Origin of the sequence: Paracoccus albus, assembly GCF_027913035.1 — a bacterium.
GTDB classification, from domain to species: Bacteria; Pseudomonadota; Alphaproteobacteria; order Rhodobacterales; family Rhodobacteraceae; genus Paracoccus; species Paracoccus albus.
This window is the reverse complement of the sequence record NZ_CP115775.1, coordinates 2,909,249-2,923,220: the sequence shown is the minus strand read 5'-3', so window position 1 is coordinate 2,923,220 and position 13,972 is coordinate 2,909,249. Positions and strand designations below refer to the sequence as shown.

General features: G+C 59.5%; 14 protein-coding genes and 1 tRNA gene. 7 read left to right on the top strand and 8 right to left on the bottom strand.

What is annotated here, in order from left to right; all coding sequences use genetic code 11:
- Window positions 1–2: 2 nt before the first annotated feature.
- From PAF20_RS14700 to rbsK, 3 genes are read left to right on the top strand one after another with little or no spacing between them, the layout of a single operon-like run.
- Window positions 3–998: an ABC transporter permease gene (locus PAF20_RS14700; protein WP_271071344.1), complete on the top strand. Its 996-nt coding sequence runs from the start codon at window positions 3–5 to the stop codon at window positions 996–998.
- A gap of 11 nt (window positions 999–1,009) precedes the next feature.
- The gene (locus PAF20_RS14695; protein ID WP_271073340.1) at window positions 1,010–2,092 is read left to right on the top strand and encodes a DUF4432 family protein; all 1,083 of its coding nucleotides are present in this window, start codon (window positions 1,010–1,012) and stop codon (window positions 2,090–2,092) included.
- The gene (gene rbsK / locus PAF20_RS14690; protein WP_271071343.1) at window positions 2,085–3,005 is read left to right on the top strand and encodes a ribokinase; all 921 of its coding nucleotides are present in this window, start codon (window positions 2,085–2,087) and stop codon (window positions 3,003–3,005) included. The genes PAF20_RS14695 and rbsK overlap by 8 nt, the downstream gene beginning before the upstream one ends.
- A 175-nt stretch (window positions 3,006–3,180) precedes the next feature.
- Here the strand turns inward: rbsK and PAF20_RS14685 are convergent, their stop codons facing one another.
- On the bottom strand, window positions 3,181–3,561 hold the full coding sequence (locus PAF20_RS14685) for a VOC family protein (RefSeq protein ID WP_271071342.1): 381 nt from the start codon (window positions 3,559–3,561) through the stop codon (window positions 3,181–3,183).
- A gap of 39 nt (window positions 3,562–3,600) precedes the next feature.
- Here PAF20_RS14685 and PAF20_RS14680 point away from each other — a divergent pair, with 39 nt between their 5' ends.
- A complete protein-coding gene (locus PAF20_RS14680; RefSeq protein WP_271071341.1) occupies window positions 3,601–4,143 on the top strand; it encodes a winged helix-turn-helix transcriptional regulator in 543 nt (180 codons plus the stop codon).
- 58 nt (window positions 4,144–4,201) lie between these two features.
- Here PAF20_RS14680 and rlmN read toward each other — a convergent pair whose 3' ends face one another.
- A complete protein-coding gene (gene rlmN / locus PAF20_RS14675; RefSeq protein ID WP_271071340.1) occupies window positions 4,202–5,374 on the bottom strand; it encodes a dual-specificity RNA methyltransferase RlmN in 1,173 nt (390 codons plus the stop codon).
- Between the two features lie 101 nt (window positions 5,375–5,475).
- The gene (locus PAF20_RS14670; protein WP_271071339.1) at window positions 5,476–6,000 is read right to left on the bottom strand and encodes an invasion associated locus B family protein; all 525 of its coding nucleotides are present in this window, start codon (window positions 5,998–6,000) and stop codon (window positions 5,476–5,478) included.
- Between the two features lie 146 nt (window positions 6,001–6,146).
- Here PAF20_RS14670 and PAF20_RS14665 point away from each other — a divergent pair, with 146 nt between their 5' ends.
- Window positions 6,147–7,136 carry an asparaginase gene (locus tag PAF20_RS14665; RefSeq protein ID WP_271071338.1) on the top strand — a complete coding sequence of 330 codons (990 nt, stop codon included), beginning with the start codon at window positions 6,147–6,149 and terminating at the stop codon, window positions 7,134–7,136.
- A 95-nt stretch (window positions 7,137–7,231) separates the two neighbouring features.
- Here PAF20_RS14665 and ykgO read toward each other — a convergent pair whose 3' ends face one another.
- A complete protein-coding gene (ykgO, locus tag PAF20_RS14660) occupies window positions 7,232–7,357 on the bottom strand; it encodes a type B 50S ribosomal protein L36 (RefSeq protein WP_042245282.1) in 126 nt (41 codons plus the stop codon).
- Between the two features lie 80 nt (window positions 7,358–7,437).
- Window positions 7,438–7,512, bottom strand: a tRNA-Val gene (locus PAF20_RS14655).
- Between the two features lie 165 nt (window positions 7,513–7,677).
- Between PAF20_RS14655 and PAF20_RS14650 the strand changes: the two genes are divergently transcribed.
- On the top strand, window positions 7,678–8,556 hold the full coding sequence (locus tag PAF20_RS14650; RefSeq protein WP_271071337.1) for an N-formylglutamate amidohydrolase: 879 nt from the start codon (window positions 7,678–7,680) through the stop codon (window positions 8,554–8,556).
- 19 nt (window positions 8,557–8,575) lie between these two features.
- Window positions 8,576–8,998 carry an NUDIX hydrolase gene (locus PAF20_RS14645; protein WP_271071336.1) on the top strand — a complete coding sequence of 141 codons (423 nt, stop codon included), beginning with the start codon at window positions 8,576–8,578 and terminating at the stop codon, window positions 8,996–8,998.
- A gap of 49 nt (window positions 8,999–9,047) precedes the next feature.
- Here PAF20_RS14645 and PAF20_RS14640 read toward each other — a convergent pair whose 3' ends face one another.
- The 3 genes from PAF20_RS14640 to PAF20_RS14630 form a co-directional block, all read right to left on the bottom strand.
- Complete coding sequence (locus PAF20_RS14640) at window positions 9,048–11,480, bottom strand: copper amine oxidase (RefSeq protein WP_271071335.1); 2,433 nt, start codon at window positions 11,478–11,480, stop codon at window positions 9,048–9,050.
- Window positions 11,481–11,500: 20 nt separating this feature from the next.
- Window positions 11,501–12,907 carry an aldehyde dehydrogenase family protein gene (locus PAF20_RS14635; protein WP_271071334.1) on the bottom strand — a complete coding sequence of 469 codons (1,407 nt, stop codon included), beginning with the start codon at window positions 12,905–12,907 and terminating at the stop codon, window positions 11,501–11,503.
- Window positions 12,908–13,015: 108 nt separating this feature from the next.
- Entirely contained in the window at window positions 13,016–13,879 is an 864-nt protein-coding gene (locus PAF20_RS14630) for a helix-turn-helix domain-containing protein (RefSeq protein WP_271071333.1), read from the bottom strand.
- Window positions 13,880–13,972 lie beyond the last annotated feature (93 nt).

The window sequence follows — 13,972 nt, the reverse complement described above, 5'->3', positions numbered from 1 at the left end:
GGATGAACGACGTCAAAACCCCCTCTTTGACCTCTCGCCTGACCGGAGCGGTCGGCGGGGCGACGAACCTTCAGCTTCTGCTGGTCTGCTTTGCTGTGCTTATCGCGATGAGCTTCGCTAATCCGCGATTCCTCAACCCCTACAACTTCGAATCCATGGCCTTCTTCCTGCCGGAACTGGGCATCCTGTCCATCGCGGTGATGATTGCCATGCTGACCGGCGGGATTGATCTGTCGATTGTGGGCATTGCGAACCTGTCAGCAATTACAGCCGGATTGTTTTTCCAGAAGATGGGCGGTGCAGAGGCGGGCCTTGGCGTCGTTCTGCTTGGCGTCGCCATTGCGCTAAGCGTCGGGCTGGTTGCGGGGCTGGTCAACGGCCTGCTGATTTCGCGGCTGCGGATCACGCCGATCCTGGCGACGTTGGGGTCCGGGCAGGTGTTCACCGGCCTTGCGCTTGTGCTGACAGGCGGGCCAGCAATCGTCGGCTTCCCTGCCGCATGGAATGCGATTGGGAACAGCAAGCTGGGCCCGGTACCGCTGCCCTTCGTCATCTTCCTTGCGGTTTGTATCGGCATCTGGCTGCTGCTGACGCGCACGGCCTTCGGCCTGCAACTCATGCTGATCGGCACCAACGCCCGCGCGGCGGTATTTGCGGGTATCAACCGTGGCAGGATGCTTGTCTACAGCTATGCGCTGACAGGTATGCTTGCGGCGATGGCGGGCATTATTCTGTCGGGGCGGACGAATGCGGCGAAATCAGATTATGGCGCGTCCTACCTGCTGCAAGCCGTTCTGATCGCGGTGCTGGGCGGCACGAATCCGGCGGGCGGACGCGGAAATGTTCTGGGTGTTGCACTGGCGGTGATTTCGCTGGTCATGCTGTCCTCAGGCTTCCAGATGATGCGCGTCTCTAACCACCTGATCGACTTTATCTGGGGCGCCTTTCTGATTGTGGTTCTTGCACTGAACTATCTGCTGAGCAAGCGGAGGACCTGAACTTGACCTCGATGATCCCACTGTATCGCGACCAGTTCACGCCACATGGCCGTATCATACTGTGCCACGGCGGCATCTCGGTTCATGCGTTCCGCTATGCTTCTGGGGTAGAGGGGCTGACCTTCAGCAACTCCCGCGGTGGCCTGACCGTGCTGCCCTATATGGGGCAAATGCTGTGGGGCGCCACCTTTGACGGCCTTGAACTGGGCATGTCCAGCCAGTTTGAGATCCCGCGACCGGCGGATACGATCATCGGCACTTATGGCTGCCTTGGTTTTCATTCCGGTCTTCTGGCCAATGGCGTGCCGGGGTCAGAGGATAGCCACCCCGTTCACGGTGAGTTCCCGACTTGCGAGATCACCACAGCAGAGCTGCGCTTCGGAGAGGATGCTCGCGGTCTTTTCGTAGAACTGTGGGGCAGGCGCGACCATGTCGAGGGGTTTGGCCCGCATTACTGGGCAGAGCCGACGGTACGGTTCTATCAGGACTGCACAATGATCGACTGGGGCATGAAAGTGATCAATCGCTCTGCCTTTGCGATGCCGCTGCAATATATGGCGCATCTGAACCCAGCTTTTCTGCAAGGTGCGACGATCCATCAGCCGGCACCTTTTACGCCCGACCGCACACAGGTGCGCAAGGCCGTTCCCGCCCATGTCGTGCCGGACCCGGACTATCTCGACCTGATCGACAGGCTGGCCCAAAATCCGGCAGAGATGCAGGTGCTGGACCGTGATGAATACCAGCCCGAACAGGTGTTCTATATTCGTGATCCGGCTGTGGATCAGCATGGTATTGCGCATCTGATGCTGCGCCGTGCCGAGGGTGACGGAATTGCGGTGGGCTACCGCCCGCAGCAGTTTCCGAAACTGGTCCGCTGGATCATGGCGAATGGCGATGCAAAAGTTGCGGCATTTGCCCTGCCCTCGACCTGCGAGCCAGAGGGGCGGGCGGCAGAATTGGCCAAGGGTAACGTCATAGATCTCGCGCCCGGCGCATCGGCAGAGTTCGGCATCCGCTTCGGATATGTTGACGCGGAAGAGGCAGAGGCACTGGCCGCGACGATCAGAAAAACAGGTGGGCAAAATGGCTGAATATAGCGGTCGGATCGGCGTTGTCGGTTCCAACATGATTGACCTTGTGACCTATACCGACCGCATGCCGGCACCCGGTGAAACGATCGAGGCACCGGAATTTGAACTCGGCTTCGGCGGTAAGGGTGCCAATCAGGCCGTCGCCGCGGCTCGTCTTGGATCGGCGGTTTCGGTTGTCACCTGCGTCGGCGATGACATGTTCGGCCATCAGCAGATCACCAACTTCAAGGATAACGGGATCGACACGACTCATGTGCATATGATTGCCAACAAGTCCTCTGGCGTTGCCCCGATCTTCGTCGAACCGTCCGGAGAGAACTCTATCCTGATCATCAAGGGTGCAAATGGCGCCCTGACGCCCGCGCATGTTGACGGTGCGGCAGAGACGTTGGCGGCCTGCGATGCGATTCTCATGCAGCTAGAAGTGCCGCTGGAGGTGAACTATCACACCATCGCATGGGCCGCGTCCAAGGGGATCGTCACCGTCCTTAACCCCGCGCCTGCGTCGACCGATCTGGACGTGTCGCGCCTGGCCGGTCTGTCTTTCTTCTGCCCGAATGAAACAGAACTGGCGACGCTGACCGGAATGCCGACTGCGACGGATGATGATATCACCGCCGCCGCCCGCCACCTGATCGCGCAGGGGATTGAGCAGGTCGTCGTAACCCTCGGCGGGCGCGGCGCGCGGCTGGTGACGCAGGATAAGGTTGAGGAAATCGCCCCAATCAAGGTAACACCTGTCGACACAACAGGTGCCGGCGACGCGTTCATCGGCAGCTTCGCGCATTTCCTTGCTTCCGGCACTGACGCGCCAGACGCGCTTCGCCGTGCCGCCCGCTATGCCGCTCAAACAATCACCCGCCGCGGGACGCAAAAATCCTATCTGACGGCAGAGGAGTTTGCTGGGGTATAGGACAATTCAAGCAATCACGCTGTCGTTCGTTGGCCCTGCTTCGCGCATTTTGCGGTAGTTTATCCGCTTTGAGCCCATTTCAACCGATGCTGCGAGGGTCACCAACGGCCGTTTTGGGAAAAGCCCTTTGAGATTGGGGGCGCTCCAGCGCCAGATAAAAGAAGCTACCCGTCCATTAACCGGCAGTTCCGGTCAAATCTTCGGCCAGCATTAGCGCGTTTCCGTCTGGGTCGTAGAACGTCGCAGTCTTGACCATGCCTTCGACGATATCCGTTTCGCCATCAAATCTGACTTGAGCCTGTTCCATTTTCCGCCGGGACGAATCCAGGTCAGACACTCCGAAGACTGGCACGCAGTTGCCAGGCGCGGGCTTCGTGTGTTCACCAAGGCCAATGATAACACCGGGTGTGTTCGTCCGAAGCTCCGACCAGCCCGCTTCATCGATATGGTGGAGCAGCTCAAATCCAAGCATGGTTTCATACCAATTCGCGCTCACATGACGATCCTTGACCGACATTGCGATGGTGATGGTGTGATCTACGGAAACGAGTGACATGGGCTTTCCCTGTAATTTAAAATATACTAACTATACTTTATGGACATTCAAATGCTTGTCAACATCACTTCAAGGGCTTGGGCGCTGCCCATCTTGTCTAACATGCATTCAGGTGTCGCCGGGCGGCAAGCACCACTCCTGGCCGCGACCGGCGCAGGCAGGACCGCATTCTCACAAAGTATGGATCAATTGATTGCACTGGGCTTGATTGAGCGAAACCCCGGTTATGGTCACCCGCTCCGCCCGGAATTTCGCCTCACATCGTTGGGGAAGACCGCCGCGAACCTTGCCAATAAGATTCACCATGTGTCCGCAGACGAAGGTTGGACCTTGCTGCGCCGATCATGGACGTTGCCGGTCCTGACATCGCTTCATACGCCAAGGCATTTCGGCGACATCAAACGAAACCTGCCAACTATAACGGATCGGGCGTTGTCACAGTCATTGAAATCAATGGAAACAAGGCACTGGGTGTGCCGCAGCGTGGACGGAGCCGCCCGTCCGCCCAAGTCTGTCTATAGCGCCGTGAACACGGGTAGTCTGATAAGCCAGGTAACTGCGCCTGAGATCGACTTCCTCTAAAAGAACCGGCCGTCCCGCAAAACACGAAGAGGAGGCGGCTCCGTTCCGCAAAGCTAACTTACGCCCGTGCTTCAGCCTCGACCTGAGCTTTCGATTTCCGGCCGCGTTCCGTCGCCGACTTCAACTGACCGCATGCGGCCATGATATCTTCGCCGCGCGGGGTGCGGACGGGGCTGGCATAGCCTGCCTTGTAGATGATGTCGGCGAATTTCTCGATCCGGTCCCAGCTGGAGCGTTTGTAGGGTGCGCCGGGCCACTCGTTGAAGGGGATCAGGTTGATCTTGGCGGGGATCCCGCGGATCAGTTTGACCAAGCGGCGGGCGTCCTCATCCGAGTCGTTGATACCGTCCAGCATCACATATTCGAAGGTGATCCGCTCAGAGTTCGACAGGCGAGGATATTCACGCAGCGCATCCAGAAGCGTGGCGATGTTCCACTTTTTGTTGATCGGCACCAGCTTGTCGCGGACCTCGTCCGTTGTGGCGTGAAAGCTGACCGCAAGCTGGCAGCCGATTTCCTCGGCCGTTTTCGCAATCTCCGGCACGACGCCAGAGGTGGACAGCGTGATGCGGCGACGCGACAGCGAAAGCCCCTCGTGATCCATCACGACCTTCATGGCATCACGAACCGCGTCAAAGTTATACAGCGGCTCACCCATGCCCATCAGAACCACGTTGCTGACCAGCCGAGCCTCATCCTTTGGTTTGCCCTGTTCGGGCCACTCACCCAGATCGTCGCGCACCAGCATCAACTGGCCGACGATTTCACCCGGTGTCAGGTTGCGGACCAGCTTTTGCGTGCCGGTGTGGCAGAAGGAACAGGTCAATGTGCAACCGACTTGCGAGGAAACGCAGAGGGTGCCGCGACCCTCTTCGGGGATATAGACCGCCTCGACCTCATGCCCGCCGGCGATGCGCAGCAGGTATTTTCGGGTGCCGTCCTCGGATATCTGGCGGGTGACGACTTCGGGCAGGGCGATGTCGAACTGATCGGCAAGCATGACGCGATAGTCCTTGGACAGGTTCGTCATCTGTCCGAAATCGCGAACGCCCCAATGATAGATCCATTGCCAGATCTGACCGACGCGCATCTTTGCCTGCTTTTCGGGTGTCCCTGCCGCGATTAACGCATCGCGAAGCTGATCCCTTGTCATGCCGACAAGATTTACCCGCCCGGCTTCGGGCAGTTTACGCGGAATGGTCAGCACGTCTTGCGTGATCGGGGCGGTCATGGCGGCAGAATCCTTGGGAAGGCTGCAGACATAGTGAAAAAAGACCCGCCGATCAAGGCGGGCCTTTTACATGGGCATTTTATAATGTGCAGGTGTTGCGCTTACTGGCAGTTCGAACGCGCAGCGTTGGTTGCCGCCGTAACACCGGAAAGGCTGAACGTGTCCACCGTCTGCGTTCCGCGCGACGACATTGCCGTCAGCGTCGCATCTGCGCCGGCACGCAGCGCCGCGATCAGGCGGGCATCTTCTGCGGAAGAGCCGGTCCACGCATTCTCACCTTCGGTGAACAGGTCGAACTTCTGACCACCGATATCGACCGCAACGGTCGAGCCGGGGTTGAAGGGGTAGCCGCCGGTGAAGCTTACCTCGCCCGAGCCGCCCGGGCGATAGGCGACGTACAGGCGGATATCACCGCGCTGAACCTCAACCGGTTTGCCGTCCTTGGTGTTCACGGTCGATTTTGGCGGCGAGACTGCCCAGCACTCTTTCGGGTCGCTGCCCGCAAATACTGTCCAATCGCCTTCAGTCGCGACGACATTGGTTGATTCCTGCGCCTGTGCGGCGCCGGTCAGACCTGCCGCAACTGCCAGGATCGCGGCTGCGCCGCGCAGCTTGTTCTTGATCATCTTCTGCCTCCTGCCGATAGCTTTCTTAACGATGCCTGTGGCCTGTGATACTCATCTTCGTCAAGATAACGCCAAACAGAGGCGCGAAAAAACCCCATTTGGCAGGAAATCGCGCATTTGTCAGCAAAATGAGAGGAAGCGGAATCATGCCGTCGGCAGAACTGATCGAATTATGGCGCGGAGACCTGCAGGAAGGGGTGCATCGCGGGCATGTTGTCATGCATGACGGCGCCGATGTTGTCCAAGCATGGGGTGATCCTGATGCGATCATTTTCCCGCGTTCGTCCTGCAAGATGATCCAGGCGCTGCCGCTTGTCGAATCGGGCGCCGCGGACGCGCTCGGGCTGAAGTCAGAGCAGTTGGCCCTTTCCTGCGCATCGCATAACGGCGCGGTGCAACATGTCGAGAAGGTCGGTACATGGCTGGACGGCATGGGGTTGGCAGAGAGCGATTTGCGCTGCGGTTGTCACCGACCGTGGGATAAGGCCGAGGCGAGGCGGTTTATCTGCTCTGACACGGCGGCCAGCCAGTTGCACAATAACTGTTCCGGCAAACATGCGGGCTTTCTTAGCTGGACGAAGCACGCCAAGGCCGGCCCGGAATATGTAGAGCTGGATCATCCGTTGCAGCAGGCTATCCGGCAGGCGACGGCAGAGGTGACGCAGGAAGAAGTCGCGGGTGTTGGCATTGATGGCTGCTCGGCCCCCAATTTTGCCGGTAGCATTACCGGTCTGGCCCGCGCGATGGCTGCCTTTGCCGCGGCGGATGACAGCTCCGTCCGTGGTCGTGCTATGGCCAGGCTGGTGGATGCGATGCGGGCCCATCCGGAACTGGTGGCAGGCGAAGGCCGCGCGTGCACCGAGTTGATGCGCGCAACCGGCGGTCGGGTTGCTGTGAAAACGGGGGCCGAGGCCGTGTTCATCGCGATTATTCCGGAAAAGAAGCTGGGTGTCGCGCTGAAGATCGAAGATGGCGGCACGCGGGCATCAGAGGCCGCAATCACTGCTTTGCTGGTTCATCTGGGTGTTCTTGAGGCCAATCATCCCGTCGTGGGTAAGCTGTTGCACGATCCGATGAAAAACTGGCGTGGGATCGAAGTCGGCGGCCTGCGGCTGTCGCCAGAGTTTCTGGCATGAACCTGGCCGGTAATCTAACCGCAATGCGCTGAAAACAAAAAAACCCGCTACATTTCTGTAGCGGGTTTCCAATTCCAGCCCGTCAGGGCATCGCCTTAGCCCTGACGGGCCTTGAAGCGACGATTGGTCTTGTTGATCACATAGATCCGGCCCTTGCGGCGCACCACCTGGCAATCGCGGTGGCGGCTCTTGAGCGAGCGGAGCGAGTTGCGAACCTTCATCGGTCTTCTCCTCATCGAAGCGCTCAGCCAAGCGCCTTGAAACTGAAATACCCCCGGTCAAAAGCCCGGGGGCGCGAAAATGGTGGGCGGTACTGGGATCGAACCAGTGGCCACTACGATGTCAACGTAGTGCTCTACCGCTGAGCTAACCGCCCGTTCCCGTGCGATTCGGCGCCGGAAAGGCACCATCTCGCGTCGGTTCGGGGGTCTATATAGGCAGTCTGCAGCGGTTTCAAGACGGTTGGCGACAGAAAAGCGCATGGTTATAAACACGTGACAGGCAGGGCTGCCAGGCGCCCGCTGTACAGAGCGGGGATGCTATGGACGATCCAGCGGCGGCAGTCGACTCCTTCAGTCACGAATTGCGGATGCCTGAGAACTGGGCCAGTGGTGTGATTGTTTGTTCCCCTCATTCAGGGCGCGATTTTCCTGAATGGTTCATGGCCGAAACCTGCCTGAGCACGGCGGAGCTGCGGTCTTCCGAAGATGCGTTCACGGACCGGCTGATAGAGCCCGCACTTGCCGCTGGCGCGGTAACACTGACGGCCCGGATCCCGCGCAGCGTCGTTGATGTCAATCGCAGCGCGTCCGAGTTGGACCCGGATGCAGTAGCATGTGGCCGCGGTCGCCCGACGACGCCGCGCGCGCTTGCGGGTCTGGGTGTAATCCCGCGCGTCGTCTCGGGGGCGCGACCGATTCGCAATCAGCCGATACCACTGGCAGAGGCGCAGAGGCGGATCGAGACATTTTGGCGGCCCTATCACGTCGCCCTGCGCGATCTGATAGAAGAGGCTCGTGCAAGGTTTGGCTGGGCTATCGTGATTGATATGCATTCGATGCCGCATGACGCTGTGACGCATATGTTGCCGCCCTATCCCGAAGTCGTCATCGGTGACAGGCATGGGATCAGTTGCGGTGCTTTGCTGCGCGAACGCGTCTGCTCTGCCTTCCGTAAGGGCGGCTTTCGGCTGCGGCTGAACGCGCCGTTTTCGGGCGCATATGTCGCCTCGGCATATGGAAGGCCGACGCAGGCTGTCCATGTGCTGCAGATCGAAATTGACCGCGCGCTGTATCTTGACAGCGAGCGGATGGAGCCTTCGGCGGATTATCCCCAATTGGCTGAAAAGCTTGGGAAGGTGCTGACGCGGGTTGCGGTCATGCGCCCCGACAGCGGTTGCGTCGACGTTGCTGCGGAATGAGCCATTATATGACGCGGCGTTGCCCTGGACGGAAGGCGACGATTTCGTTGCCGCGAAGCTGATCCTGACTTGCGGCGCGGATTTGCTGGTCCTGCTGCGCGATGATTTCGATCATATCCCTTTTCCCGCAAAATGGGATCTGCCCGGTGGGGGACGTGAAGGCAGCGAAAGCGCGGTTGTCTGCGCCCTGCGCGAATTGCGCGAGGAATTTGGTCTGTCCTTGTCGCCGGACAGGCTGGATGAGAGAACGGCGTTTCGCGCTGAGGGAGGCGCTGCGATCTTCTTTACCGCTCGGCTGGAACCGTCAGAAATCGAAGAAATCCGGTTCGGGGATGAGGGGCAATGCTGGCGTCTGATGCCTGTCGCGGAATATGTGGTCCACCCTGAGGCCGTCCCGCATTTCAGGGGGCGGGTCGCCCGCTGCCTCGGGATCTCGGTATGAAAAAAAGGCGGGCTATGGGCCCGCCTTTCAGTGCTTCAGCTTGCGTCGCTTATTGCGTCGGCTTCGGCGCCGGGGGCAGGTCGCTGATCGCTCCATCGACAGCGTCGCGGATGCTTTCCGCCTCGCCCAAGGCGTCCTCAAGCGCGTCATTCAGGACATCGCTTGCTTCGTCAGTCGCCTCGCCTATAGCAGCGGCAGCCTCCTCTTCCTCGCTTTGTTCAGCGGGAGCGGGTGCTTCGGTTGATTCCTCGGCCGGGGCTTCCGCGTCTGCTTGTTGATCGGCAGGTGCTTCATCCGTCGTTTGTTCGGCTTCTGGCTCCGCGTCTGCTTCGGGCGCGCTCTCCGCCCCCGTTTCTGTAGCAGTTTCCGGCTCTGCCTCGGTCGCGGTGCCTGCCTCAGAATCCGTGGCCTCCGCGTCTTCAGCCTCAGTGGCTTCTGCTTCCACAACTTCTTCACCGGTTTCAGCGTCGGCCTGCTCAATCGGCAATGCTGCCTCGTCATCAGCAGGCAGACGAATGGTCGCCGCCGGGTTCATGGCAAAGAAGTTCATCGGCATCAGGTGAATCGTCTTCCATTCGGTCGACATCACCGGCCAGTCTTCGACCCTTGGGATGTGGTGGAAGCCTGCCGTGAACCAGCTGACGATATCAGCATTGTGAAGCGACTGGTCGTCCTCGACCCATTGCGCCAGCGTGTCCGAACCATCCGACTGCATTGCAAACGTCCCGCCGGCATAGCGCTGATCCGGATCGTAAACCGTGTTCCACAGGCTGTATTCCAGATAACGGTTGCGCTTGAAGGGGGGGTCGTTCTCAAAATCATACGGCCCATAGGCGACATTGCCGTGATGGATCATATAGGCCGGGCTGTGCCCAAGTGGTCCCTTTTTGCTGCTGTCCATGACGTGGAAGTAGCGGGGCTTGAACGCGCTGAAGGTATAGCGAGCGGTCAGTTCACTATCGGCCATCACCTCATTGACCTGCCACATTGATTTACGGGGCACGTCAGCGGGCAGATCCTCTGCCGGAACGATGTCCAGCGTCGAGGCCATATTGCTTGGCTGATCGACGTCGAAATCAAGGCGGAAGTTGAAGTAGTGGTCGTGGTTCGGCGCCACCAGATTCGGGGCGATCAGGCTGCCATAGCGGGTATCGGCCTCTGCCGTGTCATCATCCATGCTGGTGGATGCAACGCCTTTGACAGCATCCAGACCGGACGCGCCGATCATGATATAGATCGCGCCGTTTTCCTTGAACCGATAGTCGATCAGATAGTCGTAATTGCCGACCTCTGACGCAGTGCGGATCACAAGCTCTGTCTCGGGGCGGCCTTCGGCGGGAACGAATTTGTCCGGTCCCTGTTCAAAGACCTCGAAATGGCGCCATGCGGGATCACCGATGTTGCGCTCGAAGATGCAGACCGCATCGGGGATCTCCATCGGGTTTCCGGCGTCATCATTGACCACGGCGGGCAGGAAGGTCGCATAGGACGGGCAATCGACATTCTTGCGCAGCGGCGTCAGGAAAAGGCCGAAGCCGTATTCGCCGCTGTCCATATAGGTGCGCCAGTACCAGCCTTCGCTGGGGTCCATATAGGGCACAAAAACTTCCGACAGGTGGGCCTGATACAGGACGCTGCGCCATTCCTCGCCATCCCTGACGTCGATATTGGACAGGACAAGGCCCGGACGCTTGTCCGTGCGATACCGGAAGCGCCAGATATCCCAGTTCACGACGCCATTTTCGATGGTGTAGTTCGGCCCGCCTTCCTGGCTGAGTGTGGCAGGATTGCTGGCCGGGCGCAGCGGTGCGCGTTCGGCGATCTCTGCTTCGGTATAGCCCCAGTCGTCTTCCGGTGCTGGCAGGGCGCCTTCGTCGATGACGTCGACGACTTCGCTGTTTTGCAGGTCGACCATCGCATACAGCCCTTCAAGGGGCTTTGCATACCAGTTCGATGTGCCTGACGGTGCCTTGTAACAGGGCACCTTCATAAGGCGTTTGCCCTCATATTCCGGTGTCAGAAAGTTTCCGGCGGTCAGGGGCAGACAGAATGCCTCTTCCGGGGCAACGCCACGCGCTTCCAGCCCGGCGACCATACGTTCATCGGAAAGTGCTACTTCCATTGCCTTCATGAACTCACCGAACAGAACCATCGGCTGGCCCTCTGTCGGGGCGCTTTCTTCCACCGTTCCCTGAGTCAGGTTGACGGTGGCGCGCTTGAAGCCTTCGGGCGTGGCAAAATCGACGATGACCCTGCGGTCCAGTTCGTCACCCTCCTGCCATGCCAGAACCTGATCCTTCGGCGGCTCTTTCAACTCGATCAGTGGATACAGTGTCTCCTCTGTCGCCTCTCCGGCTTCGCGCAGGATCTCTGTCGTGCGCGTGATTTCCGCGCCGGTCAGCCCGTCGAGGGGGTGGGACATGGCGGCGGAGCCCATAAGCGCCGCGGCCACAGTCAGCCCTGTTGTCATTAGCTTTTTCATCATATTCTCCCTGTCTGCGATCAGCTGAGGATCGTCTTCACATTGGTGCATTCGCGAAGCCCTTCGACGCCGAACTGAACGCCGATGCCGGATTGACGAACACCGCCGAAGGGGGCGTTGGGCTGGATCATTCCATGCTTGTTGATCCAGACCGAACCGGCGCTGATCTTGTCGGCGAGCTTGCGGGCCTTGTCCGCATCGCCCGACCAGACAGAGGCGCCCAGCCCGCATTTGTCATCATTGGCAAGGGCGATCACCGCATCCTCATCGCGCCATTTGGTCACGCCTATGGCCGGGCCAAACTGTTCCAGATCATGCAATTTCATACCGGGTTCAACGCCGGTCAGAATGGTGGTGGGGAAGAACAGGTCGTTCCCTTCGGGCACACCTCCCGTGACCAGCGACGCGCCCTTGTCGAGCGCATCCTGCACGTAGTCTTTGACGATATTATACTGGTCCCTGTTCTGAACCGGGCCGATGATGCTGGCTTCATCCAGACCGTCACCCATCGGCATGTTCTTCGCCACACCGGCCAAGGCATCGACGACGGCATCATGCACATCCTCATGCACATACAGTCGCTTCAGGGCGGCGCAGGTCTGCCCGTTATTGATGAAGCAACCCCAGAACAGACCTTCGGCTATGGCAGCCGGATCTACATCTGGCAGCACGATGCCCGGATCGTTCCCGCCAAGTTCCAGCGTGATACGCTTGATGTCCTTGGCAGCCCCGGCCATCACTTTTGAACCTGTCGGGATAGAGCCGGTGAAGCTGATCTTGTCGATGCCGGGATGGTCGGTCATTTGCGGACCCAGCCCTCCGTCGGAGGCAAGCGCCTGCACAACGCCGGGCGGAAGGGCATCCTGCATGATCTCAACCAGCCGTAATGTAGACAGCGGCGTGTTTTCAGACGGTTTGATGATCACGCAATTCCCAGCCAGAATGGCCGGAATGATATGCCAGATGCCGATCAGCACCGGCCAGTTCCAAGGTGTGATTGCGCCGATCACACCAATCGGAACGCGATGAAGTTCTACCTTGCCTTCTTCGTTGTCCTGAAGGATCTCCGGTTTGAGTTCGAGGCTGGCAGTATAGCCGGTCCATGCCTCACACCCGCCGATCTCAAATCTCGCCCCGACGCCGTTCAGCGGCTTGCCCTGCTCGGTCGACAGAAGGCGGGCAAGCTCATCCGCGTTTTCATTGATGAGCTGAGCAATCCGGGCGCACGCCTGCTGCCGGTCTGCCCAAGGCTTGGTGGACCAGTCGGTAAAGGCTTTGCGGGCGGCAGCGACGGCCCTGTCAAGCGCAGCGCCATCGCTGTTTACCGCGCATCCGGCGGGCTCGCCCGTTGATGGATTGATGACGTCGAAGGTCGCGCCGGTTTCATCCCGGGTACCGTCGATAATATTGGGATATATTTTGCTCACGTTTCTTTCCCCCTGTTTTTGCGTCGCCAAAGCGACTCCTCCAAGGGCAAGGTTAGGGGCGACGACAACCTGCCGTCTTGGCGAATCGCGACAATCCGGCGGCGCGCGTTAACGGCTGGATTTGCGATAGTGGCCCGGTGTACAGCCGTGGCGCTGCCTGAAGTCGCGGGTAAAGCGCGAGATATCGGGAAAGCCCGCCGTCTCTGCGCAGGCGGTTACGGTCAGGTCTGGCCGCGTCGACAAAAGCTTGCAAACCTTCTGCATGCGCTGGTCCTGAATGGCGGCAGAGGCGGAAATCTGTCCTGTCGCAAGAATGCGCTGTAATTTGCGGATGGAAACATCAAGGCCCTCGGCCAGGGCAGCAGGACCAAAGCCCGGATCCCCACAGCGCCGTTCGATCAGCATCATTGCAAGATCGAAAAGGCGCAGTTCTTCATGATCGGTTTCCTGCGCCGCAATCGCGATAAGCTCTGCTATCTGGTCGGGCCCCTGTTCAAGCCGGCCGACGGCGCGGCTCATCGCCCTGCCGATAACGGATGCTGCTGGCAAATGAAGGCCAGACGCTGCGTTCCGGCCCAGTCTCTCGGTAATTTGTACGCGGGGCAGATGCAGCGAAGCCTGCAGAGACGTAACGCCATAACGAAAGACTGATGGTCGCGTTGAACTGGCAAGGAAAAAGTCGCCGGGTGCAAGCCTGATCTTATGACCCCGCTGCGACATTGTTGCAGAGCCCGCCAACTGCCGGATCAGGAAATAATGCGGTTCGTGGTCACGGCGCGCGGCGCGCTCATCCCGTTCGATCGCGCTGGCGTTCGTGGCAACCCGCACGATGTCGAATCCACCGACATTTGCAGCCCTGACAGAGCCGCTTGGCCGGTTTGCCGGATAGACCCGGAACGCACCACATACTGCGGCCAGATCAGACTGAAATTGCCGCGCGTCGCCGGTTTGCAGAGTGTTATCTTGTGGCAAGGGCTCCTCCACCCCTTCCTGTCCGGCAAATACTATGCCTGAACGATCAAAGGTCAAGTTTGTCGCGTGGCGATTGCAATTTGCAATTGACCG

What these genes read in the sequence shown, in the direction of transcription:
- rbsK (WP_271071343.1), top strand. Translation starts at nt 2,085, where the DNA reads ATGGCTGAATATAGCGGTCGGATCGGCGTTGTCGGTTCCAACATGATT.
- PAF20_RS14670 (WP_271071339.1), bottom strand. Translation starts at nt 6,000, where the DNA reads ATGATCAAGAACAAGCTGCGCGGCGCAGCCGCGATCCTGGCAGTTGCG.
- PAF20_RS14700 (WP_271071344.1), top strand. Translation starts at nt 3, where the DNA reads ATGAACGACGTCAAAACCCCCTCTTTGACCTCTCGCCTGACCGGAGCG.
- PAF20_RS14685 (WP_271071342.1), bottom strand. Translation starts at nt 3,561, where the DNA reads ATGTCACTCGTTTCCGTAGATCACACCATCACCATCGCAATGTCGGTC.
- rlmN (WP_271071340.1), bottom strand. Translation starts at nt 5,374, where the DNA reads ATGACCGCCCCGATCACGCAAGACGTGCTGACCATTCCGCGTAAACTG.
- PAF20_RS14680 (WP_271071341.1), top strand. Translation starts at nt 3,601, where the DNA reads ATGGACATTCAAATGCTTGTCAACATCACTTCAAGGGCTTGGGCGCTG.
- ykgO (WP_042245282.1), bottom strand. Translation starts at nt 7,357, where the DNA reads ATGAAGGTTCGCAACTCGCTCCGCTCGCTCAAGAGCCGCCACCGCGAT.
- PAF20_RS14640 (WP_271071335.1), bottom strand. Translation starts at nt 11,480, where the DNA reads ATGAAAAAGCTAATGACAACAGGGCTGACTGTGGCCGCGGCGCTTATG.
- PAF20_RS14695 (WP_271073340.1), top strand. Translation starts at nt 1,010, where the DNA reads ATGATCCCACTGTATCGCGACCAGTTCACGCCACATGGCCGTATCATA.
- PAF20_RS14650 (WP_271071337.1), top strand. Translation starts at nt 7,678, where the DNA reads ATGGACGATCCAGCGGCGGCAGTCGACTCCTTCAGTCACGAATTGCGG.
- PAF20_RS14665 (WP_271071338.1), top strand. Translation starts at nt 6,147, where the DNA reads ATGCCGTCGGCAGAACTGATCGAATTATGGCGCGGAGACCTGCAGGAA.